Raw genomic sequence first — 19269 nt, 5'->3', positions numbered from 1 at the left:
GATCTGCAGGCCAATTACTATTACATAACAATTAAAAATATTACCAATTACTAAACCTAACACCCACTGAGTATGGATATTGTTCCATTTGGGTAACATCTTTGTGTAAGGCATTAAAGCTGTAAGAGCCAAATAAACGAACTGGACCTAAACCAATTTCGCCTATTGCTGCCAAGCGCCAAGGGTTTAAATCAAAGTCGCCTTTTGTTTTTACTTTACCGCGTTCAGCACTTATTTGTTTGTTGCGACTATTGATTAAATAACCTGCACTGACACCCGCACTAAAGCTAAAGCCTTTTTTCTTTTCAGGCGTTGCATTAAAGTTTACCATTAACGGTACGGTTAGGTACTTTACAAATAGTTTGTTTTTGGTAAAACCAATGGTATCAGAAAAAGCGTAAGGCACAGGATCGTTGCGGTAGCTAAGGCTGCGCTCGTAACGGAAATTGTACATTTCAAAACCAAGGCCATATTTAAGATTTAAATTATGTTGAGCAATATTTAACTTTTGCATAAAAAACCAAATATTGAAGTTACTTGACTTTCCAGCATTTAAATTGTTAGTATTAGCATCCACTTTAGCACTATTACCTATTTGTTTTAAATAACCGCCAGATTGTGCCAGAGGATAGGTTGTTTGGTCTCTATAATTTGCGAAGCCAATATCAAAAATCCACCAATTGGTACTAATATTTGATTTCTTTTTGTTGCTACTACTATTGTTTCCGCCACCGATATTAATTGTGATGTTGGTTTTGCCTTTACCCACATTTTTGCCAGTGTTGTAAGCACTGTCTTGTGCATTGGTTTTATCTTTTTTTATAATAATAAAATTGCCTACTTTAATAGTATCTACAGTAGCTTCTTTTTTTGTAGTATCAGTTTGAGCAAAAGTTATGGTGCAAGCCAAAAGCATGGCTGCTAAAACGTGGAAATGTTTCATCGTCAATCTAGTTTTAAAGATTATTTATTGGATACCAACGATGATTTAGCATCATCATCGTTTTTTTGTTTGTTGCCAAATAGTTTAGATGCTTTGCGTAAGAAACCTCGCAATTTATCTTTATTAATTTCTATAGCACCTACAAGCAAACTTTTATCATCGCTATTAGTATCTATTTCTTTATATACTACCTGCTGCGCAGCGATATTAGTAGTATTTAAAGCATTGGTTACTGCTGGTGATGATGCATCTGTTGGGTCATTTTTTGCTAAGCTATTGTTGGTACGATTGGTAGCTGGATTTGTTACAGCACTAGCAATATTATTTTCTATAGTTTTTGAAGGGTTAGCTAAAAAATCTTGTGCGCCGTCTTTAAAAGGCTTGGGTATGTTTGTGGTTACCAAGGGCTGCTGTGTGGCATCAACGGCTTGTGTTACAGGTAATTTTTTTGCGACTTGAATAGTATTATTACTTTCCAAGGTTGTAGCAGGTACATCAAGTTTAGGGGCTATCGTTACTGGTTTTTCAGCTTGTGTTGTAACAGTACTAGACAATATTACTGGCGAACTTTGCTTTTTTGTTCTATCTACAATAGCTAATGAAACATGGGTGGTTTTGCCGCTAGGTGCAATAAAATAAACTGTGGCTACCAAACCAAATACTATAGCTGCTGCAGCCATATATTGCCAACGCATATAGACAATTCTGCGCTTTTTCTCTTCTTTATATAAAGCCGCTTTATTAGGGCAGGCAATGTTTTCTAAAGGTAGTTTAGTTTGCTGTAAAAGTGCAAGGTCATTTTGCAATGTTACGTTGCTTAACAGTGCTGTTTCTAGTGCTGCTTTCTCTTGTGTAGCAAGTTCGTTGTCTATATATAGCAATAGTTTTTCTTCGTAAATGGTATTGTTGTTATTGTTGCTTTCTGTGTGTTTAAATAATAGATTCTTATTGGCAAAAATAATATCGTTTTCAGGCAATAATACGGTTTGTTGTAACATGGCAAGCTCTTCCTGCAAGTCTGCATGCAATTGCACAAATGCTTCTACCATTTCTTTTTCAGCAGTAGATAGTTCACCATCTACATACATCAAAAAAAATGCTTCGTAATTATCTCTATTTATCATTCTTAGTTATACAAATTTAAAATTCAATTTCACCGATTAAACTAATTAACAGGTTTATTACATTACATTTTCACGACTTACCAAATAGTTTCTTAATGCTAACCTAGCCCTATGTAAATATACTTTTACCTGGCTTTCTGTTAAATCCATAATTTGGCTTATTTCTTCGTAGCTGTAGCCTTCGTAATCTTTCAACATGACCAAGCTTTTTTGGGTTTCATTAAGCCTTTCTAGCGCTGCCATTAATACTTGCTTGGTATTATTACTAGTCCTTTGTGCCCCTACTTTTATTTCTTCAGCAAATGTGTCTTGCAGACTTATCCGTTTGCTTTTTCGAATATGGTCTATCATTTGGTTATAAGCCACGGTAAACAAATAGCTTTTGCATTTATCATTTTCTACCGATTCTCTATTACGCCACAACTTTTCAAAAGCAGTTTGCACTACGTCTCGTGCATCCTCTTCATGGTGTAAGTTTTTTACGATGAAGCGAAATACATTATCTGCATACAAGTTAACACATTGATTATACTCTTTTTCAGTCATAACAGCAGTGGAAAATGAAAAATGTTACTTATGTACTCTGTGATACGATGCTATAGAAATAAAGTTACAGTATTAAAAGAAAATATTTTATCGATGGGCGATGAGAGGATAGCTGACTGGTTGAATTAGAACAATTTTAGCTTGAACTAGAGATTGAATTAAAACAAAACAGGCTGACAAAATAGTTTTGACAGCCTGTTTTTATAATTAAACTAAGATTTATATTAACCTAAAGCAACTCTTACAAAAGATGCCACTTGAAGGTCTTTATCAACAGATTTTAAGTAATCTTTTACAGATTTACTACTATCTTTTACAAATGCTTGCGCTAATAATGTTTGCTCTTTGAAGAAAGCATTTAATTTACCTTCAGCAATTTTGGCCACCATTTCGTCTGGTTTACCAGCCATTTTGGGATCCGCTTTCATTGTTTCTACAACAATGGCTCTTTCTCTTTCAATGACATCAGCAGGTACGCTTGCAGCATCTACAGCTATTGGGTTTAAAGCAGCAATTTGCATCGCTACGTCTTTGCCTGCCTCAACGGATGCTTTGTTTAAAGCTACCAACACACCCATACGGTTTGCACCGTGAATATAAGAAGCTACATAAGGTGCTTCAACTCTTTCGAAACGAGCGATACCGATTTTTTCACCGATAGATGCTAATTTATCGTTGATTAATTCAGAAACTTTAGTACCGTTTACAGCTACTTCGTTTAATTCTTCAACTGTTTTAACATCATTAGCTACTGCAGCGTCTGCAATGCTTTGTGCAAATGCGATAAAGTCAGCGTTTTTAGATACGAAATCGGTTTCAGAACTAATAGTGATTGCAAAACCTACTGTGTTCGCGGCATTAGTTTGTGCAATAACTACACCTTCTTTTGCTTCACGGTCGCTACGTTTAGCAGCAACTTTTTGGCCTTGTTTACGTAACCAATCAATAGCAGCTTCAAAATCGCCATTGGTTTCGGTTAATGCTTTGCGGCAATCCATCATGCCTGCACCTGTTGCTTGACGCAATTTATTAATGTCAGATGCTGTAATAGCTACTGTGCTCATAAATTTATCCTCCTGCCCAACATAAGGTGGGCGATTTTATTATTTACAATGGCTGCAAAGTTTTAAACTCTGCAGCCATTGTTATTATTATCAAATAGTTAATTGATACTTAATCCTATAGAAGGACTGGGGCTACAATTATTTAGCGCCACCGCCAGCAGGGCGACGGTTATTATTGCTAGGAACACGACGTTTAGGTGCGCCACCAGGACCAGCTGGTGCAGCATCGGTACCACGGCCAGCACCTCTACGACCACGACCACCTTCAGCCTGAGCTTCTTGCTCTAAACGACGTGCTTTTGCTTCGTTTTCGTTGTTGCCATCATCAACATTATCATCTTCATCTTTATTAGCTTGACGTTCTGCCAAACCTTCTGCAATAGCAGCAGTAATGTAATTGGTAATAATAGCGATTGACTTAGTAGCATCATCATTTGCAGGGATAGCAAAATCTACCTTGTTAGGGTCAGAGTTTGTGTCTACCATACCAAATGTAGTAATACCCAAACGTTTCGCTTCTGCTAAAGCAATATGCTCTACGCTGATATCAACTAAGAATAAAGCTGCTGGTAAACGGCCCAATTGAGCGATACCACCTAATACTTTCTCCATTTTATCTTTATCTCGACTCAATGTTAAACGCTCTTTTTTAGTAAGGCTTTCAGCGCTACCGTCGTTTAACATTTTTTCAATGCTCTGCATTTTTTTAACACTCTTACGCACGGTGTTGAAGTTAGTAAGCATACCACCTAACCAACGCTCAGTAGCATAAGGCATGTTTACACGTTGTGCACACTCTGTAACAATTTCTTTCGCTTGTTTTTTTGTGGCAACAAACATGATTTTTTTACCGCTTTTTGCAATTTGTTTCATTGCAGCAGCAGTTTCTTGTAGATGATCTACCGTTTTATTAAGGTCTATAATGTGAATACCTTTCTTTTCAGCAAAGATGTAAGGCAACATTTTAGGGTTCCACTTCTTCTTCAAGTGACCAAAATGTACACCGGCCTCTAGTAGTTGTTGTTGTAATGAAGTGTTAGCTTCCATTTTGTATAAAGATTATAAGTTTATAATTGTTGTTTAGTTGATAGTTGAAAGATGACTGTTGACAGAAAACGACGTTACTGTCATCTGCCATCCAACATCCATCATCCATATTAACGTTTGCTGAACTGGTAGCTTCTTCTCGCTTTTTTGTGACCAAATTTCTTACGTTCAACACTACGAGGATCACGTTTTAATTGACCTGCTGCTTTTAATACGGGTCTAAACTCAGCATTAACTTCTAGTAATGCACGTGCAATACCTAGTTTAGCCGCTTCTGCTTGACCTTTTAAACCACCGCCTTGTGCATTGATAACGATATCAAATTTACCAACGGCATCAGCAGTTTTTAATGGCGCTTCCACTTGGTTTTGTAAATAAACCAATGGGAAGTAATGTTTATAATCTTTGTCGTTTACGGTAATTTTACCTTCGCCCTTGCTAATAAAGACACGTGTTACGGCTTCTTTACGGCGACCAACAGCATTTTTTTGCTTTTCCATTTATATATTAATTTGGTCCCGATAGCTATCGGGATGGCGGTTTGTAAATTAGAATTTTAATTCTTTTGGTTGTTGTGCAGTATGAAAATGTTTTTCACCAGCATACACAAATAATTTTTTAATCATTTTGCGACCCAAACGATTTTTAGGAAGCATGCCTTTGATAGCCCTTTCTAAAATAACTTCTGGACGACGTTTGATTAAATCTTGTGCAGCTTCTTCTTTTTTACCACCAGGGTAGCCAGAGAAGTTGATGTAAGTTTTATCTTCAAACTTGTTACCTGTAAAAACAACTTTATCAGCATTGATAATGATGACATAGTCACCACAGTCAACGTGAGGTGTATAGTAAGTTTTGTTTTTTCCTCGAAGAACGGCTGCAATTCTTGCACTCATACGTCCTACGGTTTGATTAGTACCATCCACAACATACCAGTTGTGTGTAACGGTAGCCGAGTTGGCGTGTTTGGTTGTAAAATGTAATTTACTCATTGTAAAATGTTTAAGTTGCCAATGCTATCCCATTGGGCTTTTTAAATTTGGACGGCAAAAGTAGTTAGTATTGTGTGAATAAAACAAGCTTTTGTACAAGTATTTTTTATAGCACCCTCACAATACACTGATTATCAATAAAAAATTTGCACTAAAATTTTAATTGCCTACTGAAAGTGTTATTTTATAAGCGATTTACATTACTTATTTTGCTACGAAACAAGTATAGCAAGCCTTTTAAAGACATAAAAAAGCCAAGCTTTTGTGTAAAAGCTTGGCCAAAAAAAATTAAAATGGATAAAAAACTAGTCTTTATTAGGCTGAGGCGTATATCGTAAATAGGGTTTTACAACTTTAACGCCTTTAGGAAATTTAGCAATTGCATCCTCAGTTTTAATTGCTGGTACCACAATCACGTCTTCACCTTCTACCCAATTAGCTGGTGTAGCCACGCTGTAATTAGCCGTTAATTGTAAACTATCTACTACGCGCAATACTTCAACAAAGTTTCTACCAGTAGAAGCAGGATAAGTAATAATTAATTTTACCGTCTTGTCTGGCGCAATAATGACTAGTGAACGAACGGTAGCCGTAGCAGATGCATTGGGATGAATAAAATCATACAACAACGAAACTTTTCTATCATCATCTGCAATAATTGGAAACTCAACCGATACATTTTGTGTTTCGTTAATATCGCCAATCCAAGATTTGTGGCTTTCTACGCCATCTACACTAAGTGCCAAAACTTTTACACCGCGTTTATCAAACTCGCCTTTTAAAGCTGCAGTTTTACCCAATTCGGTCGTACAAACGGGCGTATAATCAGCTGGGTGGGAAAATAAAATACCCCAGCTATCGCCAAGAAACTCGTAAAAATCAATATCGCCAAGAGATGTCTTAGCTTGAAAATTAGGTGCAATATCACCAAGACGTAAACTCATAATTATAATTTTAAGAACGCAAATATAGTATTATCCTATAAAAATAGTAGGCTTTTTTAAATTATTTTACACAAAAAAACCTCGAAAGCACTAAGTTTTCGAGGCTTTGAAATGTAAATATGAAATAATCTATAGTCCGCTAATCGTTAAACCGATAGAATATAAGTTCATTGCAGGACCAAAACCATCTTTTACAACACCAAGCACATTGTAATCGCCGTGTAGTGAAAATATACCATAACCCACACGAGCAGTAGCGGCCAAACGTGTACCATTGATATAACGCTTATTGCTTTCTTTAATCACAGCCGTAGGACCATATATACTTGCACCATTGCTTGTTTGCAAGTCCTTACCTTTTGTATATGCTTTTAATAACGTACCTACTTTAGCACCTAACGCAAATTTCCAACTTTTACCAGGGTTTTCAGGATCGCTATAATACCTTAACTCAACTGGTATTTCAGCGTAAATAGTAGTTAACTTGAATTTTTTGTAGTGATTAGTACCTGACACATCGCTAAAGGGTAATGTACTACCAGTAGCATTAAGGCTAACTTTTACATTATCAAAAAAAATATTGCTACTTCCAAGACCTAAACCATAAGCCACGCTAAAGCGTGGATCTGTTTTTAAAGGTTTATCCAACATTACGTAAATATTAAAGTGGCGGCTAAAGCCTTTTGTACGTACACTATCTGGTCTGTTTGTCCAAGTATCACTACCATATTGAAGTATAAAATGATCAGCAGCTCTATTAGTGAGTACTACTTTACTCCAATCTTTTTTCACTTTTGGTGTTGTAATTACTTGTACTGTTTGCTTTGGTACAGTAGTTCTTGCTTGTGTTGAATCTGTTTTTGACGTAGCAGTTCTATTTTTCTTTTTAAATAAAGCTATCTGCGCTTGAGAACATGTAATAGCGGCAACAGACACTAGAAATAGTAATAATTTTTTCATTGTGAAGTTTTAAATAACAGCTTGTTAGTTTACAAGAATGACAAAAATAAAAGAAATGACTGCATTAAAAGGGTTAAAAATAAGCGAAAGTGTTATGCAAGGTCTATTTGTGTTAAAAATTACATTTATTTTTTAACTGTAACGGCTTGCTATAGATTTAGATAAGCCATTAAATGGTGGTAGTTTTCTTTCAATTCGTTGGCAAATTGTTCTTCACCAAAATAGTATTTTACGATATAATCGTAACGCTGAAAAGTAGCTAAAATATCACTAATTTCTACTTTATTTACTTTAATAGAAACAATTACAAAGCCAGTTTCACCATCTGTATAGCTATTAAGCTGGGTAATATAGGCATCATTTGTTTCTACTAAGCGGTTAATTTCGCCAAAAGAAAAATTACGTCTTTCGATTTCAAGGACAATTATACCGCCAGGTTCATGTGTACCTAAATATTTGGCCAAATGTTGTTGCAATATATTTTGCGATACACAACCAATTAGTTCGTCTTGTTCTGTTACTACTGGTAAAACGGTGATTTCGTATTCGGCCATTACTTTGAGAGCTGTAAGCACAAACTCATCTTTTTTTACCCAGGCTTTTACAAATCTTTCCTCCAAAGCTACTAAAGCAGTGTTATCATCTTCATCTAGCAAATCATCTTTTGCTACCAGGCCTAGCAATTTTTCTTCAGCAACAATAGGCAAATGTTGCACATCGTAATCCTCCATAAGTTGCAGCGCAAAACCTGCGTTATCGCTTAGGTGCAACGATGGAAATATTTGCTGTATAAGTTGTGATGCTAGCATGAAAATGAGATTGCTTCTAGAATAATAGACAACCGAACTACAAATTTGATGCAACAGGAACCGTTAATTTACTTAAAAAACCGTCCAAAATAGCATTAAACGCCTCTGGAACTTCCATCATAGGTGCATGACCACATTTGTCTATAAAATGTAACTCGCTATTAGGAATTAATTTATGAAACTCTTTGCCTACAAATGGCGGTGTGATGGTATCATTATTTCCCCAGATAAGTAAAGTGGGCTGTTTTATTTGGCTAAGTTCTTCGCCTAAATTACTACGTATGGCGCTTTTTGCTAACGCGATAATTTTTATCACTTTTAAACGATTGGTAGTAATTTCAAATAATTCGTCTACCAATTCTTTAGTAGCCAAAGCTGGATCGTAAAACGTCAATTCTGCTTTCTTTTTAATATAATCATAATCACCACGTTTTGGATAGCTATCGCCCATACCATTTTCGAATAAGCCAGAACTGCCTGTGAGTGTAAGTGATTTTATTTTTTCTGGATGCTTTAATGTATGTACCAAAGCGATATGGCCGCCCAAAGAGTTACCCAACAGATGAATATCTGTATACCCACGAAGTTCTATAAACCCGTGTACATGTTTTGCTAAGCCACTTACGGTGGTATGAAAAATATCTAATTCAAGCAAAGGCAACAAGGGCACTATTACTTTATAGCGCTTTTTAAAATGGTCTATCAAGTCGGCAAAATTGCTTAGCGCGCCAAATAGGCCATGCAGTAGCAAAAGCGGTTCTCCCTCGCCTTCTTCTATAAATTTAAATTTGTCCTGTTGTTGTATAGTATAACTCATGTCTTATTTTCTAAAGCAAGCAGAATTTTAGCAATGGCTACAAATAAACGCAAAAACGAGCATTAAAAAATTGTTTCTGAAAAACTGTTAATACAATCGTAACACTCGTGTGCGCTAAGTTATTGTTTTAAGACAATAAATACACATTCCATGTTTATACCTGCGCTTTTTGACCAACTATACTAAAAAAAGACTCTAGCTGTATAAATACATTTTTAAATACAGGAATGATATAACCTATACCTTCTATAACTTTTATACCTATTGGCTGTACCACGGCATAACATTTAGAAGCGTTGATTGTACTTTCTTGAATAATGCCGAGCTTATTGGCATAAAATAGTACCACACTATAGATAAGCGTGTAGATGATGGCGTAAAATAAAATACCACCAATTTTATTTGCCCAACCCATAAACAATAGTTCAACACTTTTTTGTAAAATATTGGCCACTAAGCGTAGTGCCAATATTACCGCTACCATTACTACTATAAACGATAAAAAGGGCAACCATTGGCTACCTATGTTTACTGTTTTGCCCAACCAAATCGCTATCACTGCCGATAATTTAACTGCGGCAGCCAAACCTACAATAATTGCTATTAAAGATACCACAGATACAATAAATCCACGTGAATAGCCTTTGTAAACAGCTGATAACATTAGAATTATAAACAAAATATCGATTGGCATGGTGGTAATTTAAGATTTAAGATTCGGGAATTTGAATGTAACAATGGTATTCGTTACGAAATTTAAAATCCCAAATCTCAAATTTTATTTACTTAATAATTCTTTTACCACTGCCGAGATGGCTTTACCTTCAGCTTTACCTGCAAGCTGCTTACTGGCAACCCCCATTACTTTACCCATGTCGGCCGGTGAGCTAGCCCCTAAGCTCGTAATTATTTCGGCAACCGCTGCTTTTAAAGCCTCTTCACTTAATTGTTGCGGTAAAAACTTTTCGATTACTGCAATTTCTTCACTCTCTTTTGTAGCAAGGTCTGCACGGTTTTGTTGTATATATATTTCTAAGCTATCCTTGCGCTGCTTTACTAGCTTTTGTAACAATTTCAGTTCCCCTTCGGCAGTAATTACCCCACCAGCACCAGGTTCAGTTTTTGCTTTAATAATTTCAGCTTTTATTGCTCTTAAACCACGTAAAGTACCTTCGTCTTTGGCTTTCATGGCATCTTTCATTAAGTCCATTACTTGTGCTTCTAAGCTCATATTATTACTGTTTTGTTGTTATTTATAATGCAAAATAGCTTTGCATTATACGTATTTATCCCTTATTTTCTTTCAACTGTATTTCTCTAAACTTTTTATTAAAATCTTTGGCAAATGTTTTCATATCGTTTACCAATTCATGTTGATGTGTTGCACGCTCAAAAGTGTCGGCCATAGACATAAAGGTTTGAAAATAAAAGTCTGCCATTTCATCAACCATCATTTCTTTGGTCCAAAGGTCTATACGCATTGCACTTTTATCTTCACCATCCCAAAAAGCCAACATCATAGCTTTAGATTTTTGCATCATGTCTGCGTTGCTATCTGTGGCTGTCCAATTAATACTTTCAGGCACTTTGTCCTTATCTAGGGTAATTTCTACCGTAATAGTTGATTTCATGTATCTATCTTTTTTGAAGCGACAAAAATAAGCATGCCTCAGTAATGTCTTTCAACAGATTTTAAAGCTGATTAATTATCACAAACCCACCTTTTGCAATTGCTGGTAGGCATTATCGTATGTGTAAATTTCAGATAGCGACTGACCTTCGGCTATTTTCTGGCTACGCAAATTCTCATCTCTATACAATAATTTCATTTGAGTAGCAATCGCTTCTGCATCATCTTTTACCACCGTTAGTACTGCGCTATTAATGGCTTCGCTAAAACTATTATTTTCTAAACAAATAACCGGCACATTTGCTTGAAAAGCCTGTAAAATGGGTAAATGATACTGCGACTGATTGGCGAGCGATAGTACTGCATAGGCAGCACCAAATAGTTTTGCTTCTACATCTAGCGGTTCACTCTCTAGTAATTGAACATCTTCTCTATACTTATATGTTGCTATTTTCTCGCTCAATTGATTTTTATAATCGCCAACATGTCCTAACACCAACAGCTTCATGCTACTCTTTTGCCATTTTTTAAACGCAGAAAAAGCTTTTAGCAAATTGATAAATTCATGGAAGGTTAAGACACTGGCAACCGCTAAAAAATAATCTCTACCATCTGCGTGGCCATCTTTTACCAAATTGGTTTCGATATAGTTTAATGGTTTAAATAGGTTGTGTGCAGCGCCTGTTATAATTTCAAATTTGGACCGGATAGCTATCTGGTTTGAAATTTTAGTAGGCAATGCATTTTGTAACATCTCAGAACCAACCACAATTTTACTCGCTTTCTGAAGCGACTTTCTTACCAGTAAAGCTTTACTTGATATAGCAGTATTTAAAAATATTATCTGCTGTATATTACCAGTAATACAACCATAGCCTGCAACTTGGTACACCATATCTGCCTTTATTTTTTTAAGTAAAGTAGGCAGCGTAACAGTACTAAACAATAGCAAACTATTGGTAGAAGCAGGTTCTTTTCTTACCAGCTCTGTAGTACAGTTGGTAGGCAATTCAGAAACATCAACAGGTGTATTTACAATAAACACAAATCTATTATTTGGCTCTTGCTTAGCCTTATACAGCATTAATTCTACCAAAAAATCTACATCAAAATTGATGGTATTGGTTTGTAATTGTATAGTATTGATTGCAATAATCATAAGACCGCAAATGTAAAACGATAACTGAGAACTATACAGTTTTCTGCGCTTGCAAATACTTCCAGTAATTAATACCATAGCGCAATTCAGCGTAAGAATAATGGTTACCCAAATGCGCCATTAAGGCGCCTGCCGCTTGAGAATCTAATGTATTGATAGCCTCTACTACAGCCATTACTTTGTCTTTAGGCATTAAAGTAAAAACATCTACCTCATTATTAGCAACCAATTGAGCCAAATGACTCTCTACCGTACTTACCGCTAAATTGCGTTGTTCGGCTATTTCGCCTGACGCTAAGCCTTGTTTATGCAGCGCTAAAGTTTGAGCACTAGAACTTAATTTTTCTGAATCCGCCTGCTTTTCTTTTTTCTCCTTCTTTGGTTTTTTCTCATGTATTAAGCTTTGCAAGTTTTTAGCATTACAATATGTTTGTATAATACTTAAAAATTGCTGTCCATATTTTTCTATTTTGGCTTCGCCAAATCCAGTAATGCTTTTTAAATCTTTCTCATCTAATGGTAAATATTTAGACATTTCTTCTAGCGATTCACTTTTAGCAACGTAATAAATAGGAATATCTTCGGTGCTGCAAATTTCATCACGCAGCTCCCGTAACTGTTTGTACAATACAGGATGTGGCGTATCTACTTTTTTGTAAACAGCACCGGCATATGCATTAATATTGATATCTGGTATTCGTAAGTTGATTTTATGTTGCTGATAAACTTGCATGCTAAAGCCCTCTTTACAAGTATTAATCAACTGAAACTTGGTATAAATTTCAGCATAAAGCGCTTTAATATCGTTGTAATATTCTTGGGCATAATTTCGGCTATCTGTAACAGCAGGCGATTGTGGTAAAGCTTGTACTAAGTAATGCAGATGTTCTAAAAAATATACCGAAGCTTTCACTACACGCTCATTTATGGCCAATACATCATTACCCATAAACAGCTGCTGTAACTGTATTTGAAACCTGCTTGCCACCTGCTGGATACTGCGTAAGCGTTCAGCAATTTCATTTACCCAAGGCAAAGCATCTTCATTAAATGAGCCACCGTGTTCTTCTAATAATTTCAATACATCTTCTATATGACTAACTGCTTTGTCGAAGCCAAATAACTCTACCATAATTTTTTCTTGGTACAATTGCTTACTCAGAAGCAAGTTGTTTTGCAAAGCAGCAGCATTGCTTTTTGTTTTGGCAAAAGCTAAAATTCGGTCATCGGTAAAAAGGCTATTATTGGTGATTAAACTTTGTAATACCAAGCCTTCTAAACTCGTACATCTACTCAAAGCCACATATACTTGACCAGGCGCAAATGCTGAACCAGCATCTATTACAGCTTTTTCGAAAGTCAAACCTTGACTTTTATGTATTGTAATGGCCCAAGCTAAGCGCAAAGGATATTGTGTAAATGAGCCAATTACTTCTTCTTCAATTTGCTGGTTGGTTTGGTTTAAAGTGTATTTAATATTTTCCCACTTTTCCTTAGTTACTTTTATAGGTTCTGTATCGCCTTTGCATTGCACGTAAATAATGTCATCTTCTATTTTTTCTACAATACCTATTTTACCATTAAAATAGCGGCGCACTTTTTCTTTATCGTTTTTAATAAACATCACTTGCGCACCCACTTTTAATTGCAAGTTTTCCTCAGCAGGAAAGGCTTTGTCGCTAAAATCTTTTTCAATAAAAGCCTTAAAAGTAATTAATCTATTGGGTAAATTTTGTAAGCCATGCTGGTTAATATCCGTTGCCTTTTTATTGTGTGTGGTTAATACAATGTAACCATCATCTTCACTTGTGTTAAAACTAGGTTGATAGCGGGTTTGCAATATATTCATTGCCACCGCATCCATTTTTTGGTTACGAACTTTATTTAACACATCAATAAATACAGCGTCGCTTTGGCGATAAATTTTCTCTAACTCAATGTATACGGGCGGTTGCTGCTGCGCCACACGGCTACTAAAAAAATAAGGACTATCGTAAAATTGGCTCAGCATCCCCCATTCTTCGTTGGGTATTACTGGTGGTAGCTGGTGCAAATCGCCTATAAGCAATACTTGTACACCACCAAAAGCATCGTACTGCCTGCCACGAATATGACGCAATACGGTGTCAATCGCATCTAACGTATCGCAACGCACCATACTTATTTCATCAATAATTAACAACTCCAACTGCCGAATAATGTCACGCTTTTCTCTATTAATTTTTATTCTTCCTAGTAAATGATGTTTGTCTAAAACCGTGTCTCGCTGCGATGTCGGCTTGGCATCGAAGTTCAAATCGAAATTACCCTTAATGGGACCTGGTACAAAAGGTGTAAACGGCAATTGAAAAAATGAGTGAATAGTGGTGCCACCCGCATTGATTGCAGCCACACCTGTAGGTGCTACTATAGCACTTTGCTTACCACTATTTTCTTTAATATATTTAAGAAATGTGGTTTTGCCAGTTCCAGCCTTACCTGTTAAAAATATTGCTTCGTTGGTAAACTGAATATAGTCTGCCGCTAATTGAAATAATTGATTGATTTCTGTTGCCATAACTTGGTAAAAATAATACATATTTACGAAGATTAAAAATTTCGTATTTATTTTAAGCAAAGTACTCAGGTATTGAGTATGCACAACATTTAATTACTTTTAGCCAAACATTTTCCATTGTTGTATTCTGTATTACAAGGTTTTATACGTCTAGGCCTACACATTTTTTGCGGCAATATTACGGTTTCAAATGAGGCTGTTTTGAATAGTAAAGGCCCATTATTATTAGCTAGCAACCATCCCAATTCATTTTTAGATGCCATAATAATTGGTAGTTTGTTTAAACAACCTGTTCATTATTTAGCGCGAGGTGATGCGTTTAAGCAACCATTTGTGCGTAAAATTTTATGCTCGTTAAAGCTGATGCCTATTTACAGACTCAGTGAAGGACGAGAATACCTTGCGCTAAATGATAATACGTTTGATAATTGTAAAAATATTTTATTACAAGGTGGTATTATTTTAATTTTTTCAGAAGGCTTATGCAAACAAAAATGGCAGCTACAACCATTAAAAAAAGGTACTGCTCGTATCGCATTTACTGCTTGGAATGAACAAAGCATAAGCAATTATTTTAGAGTACAACCGGTAAGTATTAATTATCATTCGTTCACGCAATTTGGTAAACAAGTGGTTATTCATTTTGGTGAAATTATTTCCAAACAAATAGTACATCTAAACGCTAATGAGGGAGAAAGAATTCAACAGTTTAATACCTTACTAAACGAGCGATTAAACAGTGGTATGTTATTAGCAAACAACAATGAAAATGTGGTGCAAACACTTATTGCTAAGCATAAACAGATTATCCATTCGCCAGCAACAGCTATTGCAGATTTAAAACATTTACAAGCCAATATTCAGCCTTCTAATTTTCCCAAAACCAGCCATTTGCTATTAAAAGCGTTGCTTTTATTACCTGCAATTGTTGGTTTTGTTTTGCACGCAGTGTTATATTTTCCAATAAAAAAATTGGTAAAGCAAAAAACAAATGGAACTGTGTTTTACGATTCTGTATTGTTTGGTATTTTGCTAATTATTTATCCTTTTTACTACTTATTAGTAAATATTTTAGTTTTTAAAAGTACGGATATAATAGTTTTGCAAATAGTGTCTGCATTAATGCCTTTATGGTTATGGTTGTTAAGTAGCTTTAAAAAATTAATCTATTAGTTAGTAATTTTTAGCTTAAATACTTACCTACAATTGGCACACGTCTACCCACACCAAAAGCCTTTGGCGATATACGAATGATGGGGCAAAACTGGTTGCGTTTATACTCATTGGTATTTACCATTTTAATCGCTCTATCTACCAATGCGGCGTCAAAACCTTGTGCTTTTATTTCTACTGGTCCTAAGCGTTTTTCGATATATTGAAACAAAATTTTGTCAAGCACTTCGTAGTCTGGAAGGTTGTCGCTATCTTTTTGGTTGGGCCGTAATTCTGCGCTCGGCGCTTTGGTAATAATATGGTTAGGTATAATTTCTTTCTCACGGTTGATATACCTAGCCAAGGCATACACTTGCAACTTGTAGCAATCGCCTAATACGCCCAAACCGCCCGCCATATCGCCATACAGCGTACCATAACCTGTCGATAATTCGCTTTTGTTAGAGGTATTTAACAAGATATAGCCAAATTTATTCGCTATCGCCATCAACAAATTACCACGGCTGCGGCTTTGTATATTTTCTTCTGCTAAACTAAACGGTAAATCTTTGAAAATAGGTTGTAGTGTATGTAAAAATGCTTCGTACACTTCATTGATGCGAATGATATCGTAAGGATTATCAAGATTTTTACTCAATTGAACAGCATCCTCTACAGAGTGCTCGGTAGAGTAAGGCGAAGGCATTAAAATAGCCCTCACATTCTCACTACCCAAAGCATCGCAAGCAAGAGCCAGCACCACTGCAGAATCAATACCGCCACTGCTGCCCAATATCGCTTTGGTAAAACCCATTTTTTTAAAGTAATCTCTAATACCTAAAATCAATGCATCGTAAATTTGAGCAATGTTTAGCGCCTCTTCAAGCGTTGCAGGATTTAATTCTTTGTTAGGCAATCTATCGGCAGGCTCTATAATGGCTGCGTCAATGGTACCATCATCGTTTAATACCACACCATCAACTGCTTCTGTAAACAAAGGAAACGCCTTACACAAATTGGCATCTTTATCAAAAATTAAACTAGCGCCATCAAAAACAATTTCAGTTTGACTGCCTACCGCATTACAGTAAAACATTGGCAGTTTGTACTTCTGTACATTGGCCTTTATTACTGCTTTTCTATCTTCATCATGGGTATAATCAAATGGGCTAGCGCTCAGGTTTATCATCACATCTGGCTGCTGTTTAATCAGCTCATCCATTGGACAAATGCGGTACAAAGGGTTGTCGCCAAGGTTCCAAATATCTTCACAAATAGTGACTGCCAAACGCTTGCCTTTAAATTCAACAATTTGCCACTCGTAAGCGGGTTCAAAATAGCGGTATTCGTCAAACACATCATAAGTGGGCAGTAAGGTTTTATGAATTTCGGCTACTATTTTTTGCTCGTACAAAAAGAAGGCAGCATTAAACAAATCTTTACCTTTTATATGCGGGTTACGAGCAGGTGCACCCACCAACACACCAATGGTATCAGCATTTTGTTTTATCTCGTCAATAGCGGTATAACATTTATTAATAAAGTCGCTAAACTCAACAAAATCTCTGGCAGGATAGCCACAAATACTCATTTCGCTAAACACAATCAAGTCGGCCTGTTGCGCTTTTGCTTGGTTTATAGCATCAATAATTTTTGCGGTATTATTCTCAAAATTGCCAATATGATAATTCTGCTGTGCGAGGAAGATTTTCATAGGGCAAATTTAGGTACAAGGTTTTTATTACACGAATTGGGAGAACGGCAAGAATTAAAGTTATGGTAACAGCTTAAATTTCCATTATTAAATTGCATTTTAAAGAGAAGAATATGCAAAAGAAGAAAAGACAAAAGCAAGGAGCATTACCAGCCAAAATACCAGCGTCTATACAGCTGAAAATTGTCAATATCATTTGTGTTATTATTGGCATATCAAGCTTCTTTGGTTTTCTTTTTTTTGACGATATCGATAATACTGTTGACGGCATAAGATTCTTTTTTAGGTTCGCAATAGGTGGTTTTTTCTTAGCCACCCCTCTTTATGTATTAATGAATTGGATAGTTCCAGAATTAAGAAGCGGTAAAAAAATAGACAAGACAAGAAAGTCTCAACTATTCGGCTTATTTATAGGATTCGCTATTTTAACACCAGCAATTGCAATACACATTAATCGTACACATTTAGATGAAAACAGCAATATTAGAAAATATCTTATTCTCACAAAAAGTCGTGGCAGTAGAAATCGAGGTAATTATATTTTCGTAAAAATCAATAATGAAAAAGAACGAATAGTTGTTAGTGAGGAATATTGGAAGTCTGTTCAAAAAGGCGATTCTATTCTCTTAAACATCCAAAAAGGATATTTCGGTTATGACAATATCTTTTGGGATGTGAATAGCAAATGGAAATAATTATGAAAGTTTATATCATTTTTTTAAAAAACTAACTTCTAGGTCTAACGAGCTTACTTTGAAAGACATTAACAAAGATTTTCACCCTTTTGCCCTTAATTCGCACCATGAAGAAAACGCTTTTGGCAATTGCTGTTCTGTTGGCAGCTTGTGGCTCTAAAAAGAAAATACCTAATGTGAGCGCTATAAAAGTAAGCTTACAAACTACCCGTTTTGAGCAAGCTTTTTTTAAAATAGATACAAACAATATTAACGCCTCGTTGCAACAATTACACACTACTTATCCTGGCTTTACACAAGATTTTTTGTACAATATTTTAGGTACGCACAACAATGTTGACAGCGCTAAAAAAGATGTGGTGGCTTTTACCACTAGCTACAAATCGCTGTACGATTCTGCACAAATTATTTTTAAAAACTTTACGCCTATAGCGCAGCAAGTGCAGCAAGGTCTGCAGTTTGTACATTATTATTTTCCTAAATATCCATTGCCTAAGCAATTAATTACGTTTGTTGGGCCCATTAATAGTTATGGCAATATTATTACGCAAGATGGTCTTGCTGTTGGCTTACAATTATACATGGGCAACCAATATTCACTCTATCAAACCGAGGCTTTTCTAGGTTTATACCCTGCCTATGTTTCTAGGCGTTTTACACCAGATTATATATCGATAAACTGTCTTAAAAATGTGGCAGATGATATTTATCCGCAACAAAATAATGGTAAGCCTTTGGTAGAACAAATGATAGAATCGGGTAAGCGTTTGTACTTGTTAGATGCTTTTTTACCCAATACAGATGATACTTTAAAAACAGGTTACACCAAAGAACAATTAGCTACATGCTACAAAAACGAGGCTAATATTTGGGCATTTTTTATAGAAAATAATTTACTTTATGAAACCGACCCTAACAAAATAAGTGTATATGTAAACGATGGCCCAAATACACCAGAAATTAATACCACAGCGCCAGGTTTTATTGGGCAATTTGTAGGCTGGCAAATAGTAAAAAAATGGATGGCTAAAAATGATAACATCACCTTGGAGCAATTATTGGCTACGCCTGCCAGAAAAATATTTGATGAGGCAAGGTATAAACCATAACCAATTT

20 protein-coding genes are annotated in these 19269 nt (G+C 35.8%); 3 read left to right on the top strand and 17 right to left on the bottom strand.

The window, feature by feature from the left end; all coding sequences use genetic code 11:
• Positions 1–40: 40 nt before the first annotated feature.
• The 16 genes from ACFOW1_RS14335 to ACFOW1_RS14260 form a co-directional block, all read right to left on the bottom strand.
• Complete coding sequence (locus tag ACFOW1_RS14335) at positions 41–943, bottom strand: outer membrane beta-barrel protein (RefSeq protein ID WP_379015193.1); 903 nt, start codon at positions 941–943, stop codon at positions 41–43.
• A 20-nt stretch (positions 944–963) separates the two neighbouring features.
• Complete coding sequence (locus tag ACFOW1_RS14330) at positions 964–2067, bottom strand: hypothetical protein (protein WP_379015192.1); 1104 nt, start codon at positions 2065–2067, stop codon at positions 964–966.
• Positions 2068–2124: 57 nt separating this feature from the next.
• The gene (locus ACFOW1_RS14325) at positions 2125–2613 is read right to left on the bottom strand and encodes an RNA polymerase sigma factor (protein ID WP_379015190.1); all 489 of its coding nucleotides are present in this window, start codon (positions 2611–2613) and stop codon (positions 2125–2127) included.
• Between the two features lie 224 nt (positions 2614–2837).
• Positions 2838–3677 carry a translation elongation factor Ts gene (tsf, locus tag ACFOW1_RS14320; protein WP_379015189.1) on the bottom strand — a complete coding sequence of 280 codons (840 nt, stop codon included), beginning with the start codon at positions 3675–3677 and terminating at the stop codon, positions 2838–2840.
• Positions 3678–3815: 138 nt separating this feature from the next.
• Positions 3816–4724, bottom strand: coding sequence for a 30S ribosomal protein S2 (rpsB, locus tag ACFOW1_RS14315; protein ID WP_379015187.1), 909 nt, complete (start codon positions 4722–4724; stop codon positions 3816–3818).
• Between the two features lie 110 nt (positions 4725–4834).
• Positions 4835–5224 carry a 30S ribosomal protein S9 gene (gene rpsI / locus ACFOW1_RS14310; RefSeq protein ID WP_379015185.1) on the bottom strand — a complete coding sequence of 130 codons (390 nt, stop codon included), beginning with the start codon at positions 5222–5224 and terminating at the stop codon, positions 4835–4837.
• A 48-nt stretch (positions 5225–5272) separates the two neighbouring features.
• The gene (gene rplM, locus ACFOW1_RS14305) at positions 5273–5716 is read right to left on the bottom strand and encodes a 50S ribosomal protein L13 (RefSeq protein WP_379015184.1); all 444 of its coding nucleotides are present in this window, start codon (positions 5714–5716) and stop codon (positions 5273–5275) included.
• Between the two features lie 305 nt (positions 5717–6021).
• Complete coding sequence (locus ACFOW1_RS14300) at positions 6022–6660, bottom strand: peroxiredoxin (RefSeq protein ID WP_379015183.1); 639 nt, start codon at positions 6658–6660, stop codon at positions 6022–6024.
• 129 nt (positions 6661–6789) lie between these two features.
• Positions 6790–7620: an outer membrane beta-barrel protein gene (locus ACFOW1_RS14295; protein ID WP_379015181.1), complete on the bottom strand. Its 831-nt coding sequence runs from the start codon at positions 7618–7620 to the stop codon at positions 6790–6792.
• A 149-nt stretch (positions 7621–7769) separates the two neighbouring features.
• Entirely contained in the window at positions 7770–8429 is a 660-nt protein-coding gene (locus tag ACFOW1_RS14290; protein WP_379015180.1) for a CBS domain-containing protein, read from the bottom strand.
• 37 nt (positions 8430–8466) lie between these two features.
• Positions 8467–9246 (bottom strand): alpha/beta fold hydrolase, encoded by a 780-nt coding sequence (locus ACFOW1_RS14285; protein WP_379015178.1) that lies wholly within the window; start codon positions 9244–9246, stop codon positions 8467–8469.
• 154 nt (positions 9247–9400) lie between these two features.
• Positions 9401–9940, bottom strand: coding sequence for a CvpA family protein (locus tag ACFOW1_RS14280; protein WP_379015177.1), 540 nt, complete (start codon positions 9938–9940; stop codon positions 9401–9403).
• 84 nt (positions 9941–10024) lie between these two features.
• On the bottom strand, positions 10025–10477 hold the full coding sequence (locus tag ACFOW1_RS14275; RefSeq protein ID WP_379015175.1) for a GatB/YqeY domain-containing protein: 453 nt from the start codon (positions 10475–10477) through the stop codon (positions 10025–10027).
• Between the two features lie 55 nt (positions 10478–10532).
• A complete protein-coding gene (gldC, locus tag ACFOW1_RS14270; RefSeq protein ID WP_379015174.1) occupies positions 10533–10877 on the bottom strand; it encodes a gliding motility protein GldC in 345 nt (114 codons plus the stop codon).
• 78 nt (positions 10878–10955) lie between these two features.
• The gene (locus tag ACFOW1_RS14265; protein ID WP_379015173.1) at positions 10956–12035 is read right to left on the bottom strand and encodes a glycosyltransferase; all 1080 of its coding nucleotides are present in this window, start codon (positions 12033–12035) and stop codon (positions 10956–10958) included.
• Between the two features lie 31 nt (positions 12036–12066).
• Positions 12067–14592, bottom strand: a complete 2526-nt coding sequence (locus ACFOW1_RS14260; RefSeq protein WP_379015171.1) for an HRDC domain-containing protein — start codon at positions 14590–14592, stop codon at positions 12067–12069.
• A 117-nt stretch (positions 14593–14709) separates the two neighbouring features.
• On the opposite strand from ACFOW1_RS14260, the gene ACFOW1_RS14255 reads away from it, so the two are divergent.
• Positions 14710–15765, top strand: coding sequence for a 1-acyl-sn-glycerol-3-phosphate acyltransferase (locus ACFOW1_RS14255; protein ID WP_379015169.1), 1056 nt, complete (start codon positions 14710–14712; stop codon positions 15763–15765).
• A 10-nt stretch (positions 15766–15775) separates the two neighbouring features.
• Here the strand turns inward: ACFOW1_RS14255 and ACFOW1_RS14250 are convergent, their stop codons facing one another.
• Entirely contained in the window at positions 15776–17458 is a 1683-nt protein-coding gene (locus tag ACFOW1_RS14250) for an NAD+ synthase (RefSeq protein ID WP_379015168.1), read from the bottom strand.
• Between the two features lie 113 nt (positions 17459–17571).
• Between ACFOW1_RS14250 and ACFOW1_RS14245 the strand changes: the two genes are divergently transcribed.
• Positions 17572–18153: a hypothetical protein gene (locus tag ACFOW1_RS14245; protein WP_379015167.1), complete on the top strand. Its 582-nt coding sequence runs from the start codon at positions 17572–17574 to the stop codon at positions 18151–18153.
• Positions 18154–18260: 107 nt separating this feature from the next.
• Positions 18261–19262, top strand: a complete 1002-nt coding sequence (gldB, locus tag ACFOW1_RS14240) for a gliding motility lipoprotein GldB (protein WP_379015165.1) — start codon at positions 18261–18263, stop codon at positions 19260–19262.
• Positions 19263–19269: the final 7 nt, after the last annotated feature.

The organism is Parasediminibacterium paludis (assembly GCF_042651445.1).
GTDB classification, from domain to species: Bacteria; Bacteroidota; Bacteroidia; order Chitinophagales; family Chitinophagaceae; genus Parasediminibacterium; species Parasediminibacterium paludis.
This window is presented reverse-complemented; position numbering and strand designations above follow the sequence as displayed.

Bases quoted from the DNA above. Each gene is read 5' to 3' on its own strand.
- ACFOW1_RS14325 (WP_379015190.1), bottom strand. From the start codon at position 2,613: ATGACTGAAAAAGAGTATAATCAATGTGTTAACTTGTATGCAGATAAT.
- ACFOW1_RS14330 (WP_379015192.1), bottom strand. From the start codon at position 2,067: ATGATAAATAGAGATAATTACGAAGCATTTTTTTTGATGTATGTAGAT.
- ACFOW1_RS14290 (WP_379015180.1), bottom strand. From the start codon at position 8,429: ATGCTAGCATCACAACTTATACAGCAAATATTTCCATCGTTGCACCTA.
- tsf (WP_379015189.1), bottom strand. From the start codon at position 3,677: ATGAGCACAGTAGCTATTACAGCATCTGACATTAATAAATTGCGTCAA.
- ACFOW1_RS14335 (WP_379015193.1), bottom strand. From the start codon at position 943: ATGAAACATTTCCACGTTTTAGCAGCCATGCTTTTGGCTTGCACCATA.
- rpsI (WP_379015185.1), bottom strand. From the start codon at position 5,224: ATGGAAAAGCAAAAAAATGCTGTTGGTCGCCGTAAAGAAGCCGTAACA.
- gldB (WP_379015165.1), top strand. From the start codon at position 18,261: ATGAAGAAAACGCTTTTGGCAATTGCTGTTCTGTTGGCAGCTTGTGGC.
- ACFOW1_RS14265 (WP_379015173.1), bottom strand. From the start codon at position 12,035: ATGATTATTGCAATCAATACTATACAATTACAAACCAATACCATCAAT.
- ACFOW1_RS14280 (WP_379015177.1), bottom strand. From the start codon at position 9,940: ATGCCAATCGATATTTTGTTTATAATTCTAATGTTATCAGCTGTTTAC.
- ACFOW1_RS14250 (WP_379015168.1), bottom strand. From the start codon at position 17,458: ATGAAAATCTTCCTCGCACAGCAGAATTATCATATTGGCAATTTTGAG.
- rplM (WP_379015184.1), bottom strand. From the start codon at position 5,716: ATGAGTAAATTACATTTTACAACCAAACACGCCAACTCGGCTACCGTT.
- ACFOW1_RS14285 (WP_379015178.1), bottom strand. From the start codon at position 9,246: ATGAGTTATACTATACAACAACAGGACAAATTTAAATTTATAGAAGAA.
- ACFOW1_RS14295 (WP_379015181.1), bottom strand. From the start codon at position 7,620: ATGAAAAAATTATTACTATTTCTAGTGTCTGTTGCCGCTATTACATGT.
- ACFOW1_RS14300 (WP_379015183.1), bottom strand. From the start codon at position 6,660: ATGAGTTTACGTCTTGGTGATATTGCACCTAATTTTCAAGCTAAGACA.
- ACFOW1_RS14275 (WP_379015175.1), bottom strand. From the start codon at position 10,477: ATGAGCTTAGAAGCACAAGTAATGGACTTAATGAAAGATGCCATGAAA.
- ACFOW1_RS14245 (WP_379015167.1), top strand. From the start codon at position 17,572: ATGCAAAAGAAGAAAAGACAAAAGCAAGGAGCATTACCAGCCAAAATA.
- ACFOW1_RS14260 (WP_379015171.1), bottom strand. From the start codon at position 14,592: ATGGCAACAGAAATCAATCAATTATTTCAATTAGCGGCAGACTATATT.
- rpsB (WP_379015187.1), bottom strand. From the start codon at position 4,724: ATGGAAGCTAACACTTCATTACAACAACAACTACTAGAGGCCGGTGTA.
- gldC (WP_379015174.1), bottom strand. From the start codon at position 10,877: ATGAAATCAACTATTACGGTAGAAATTACCCTAGATAAGGACAAAGTG.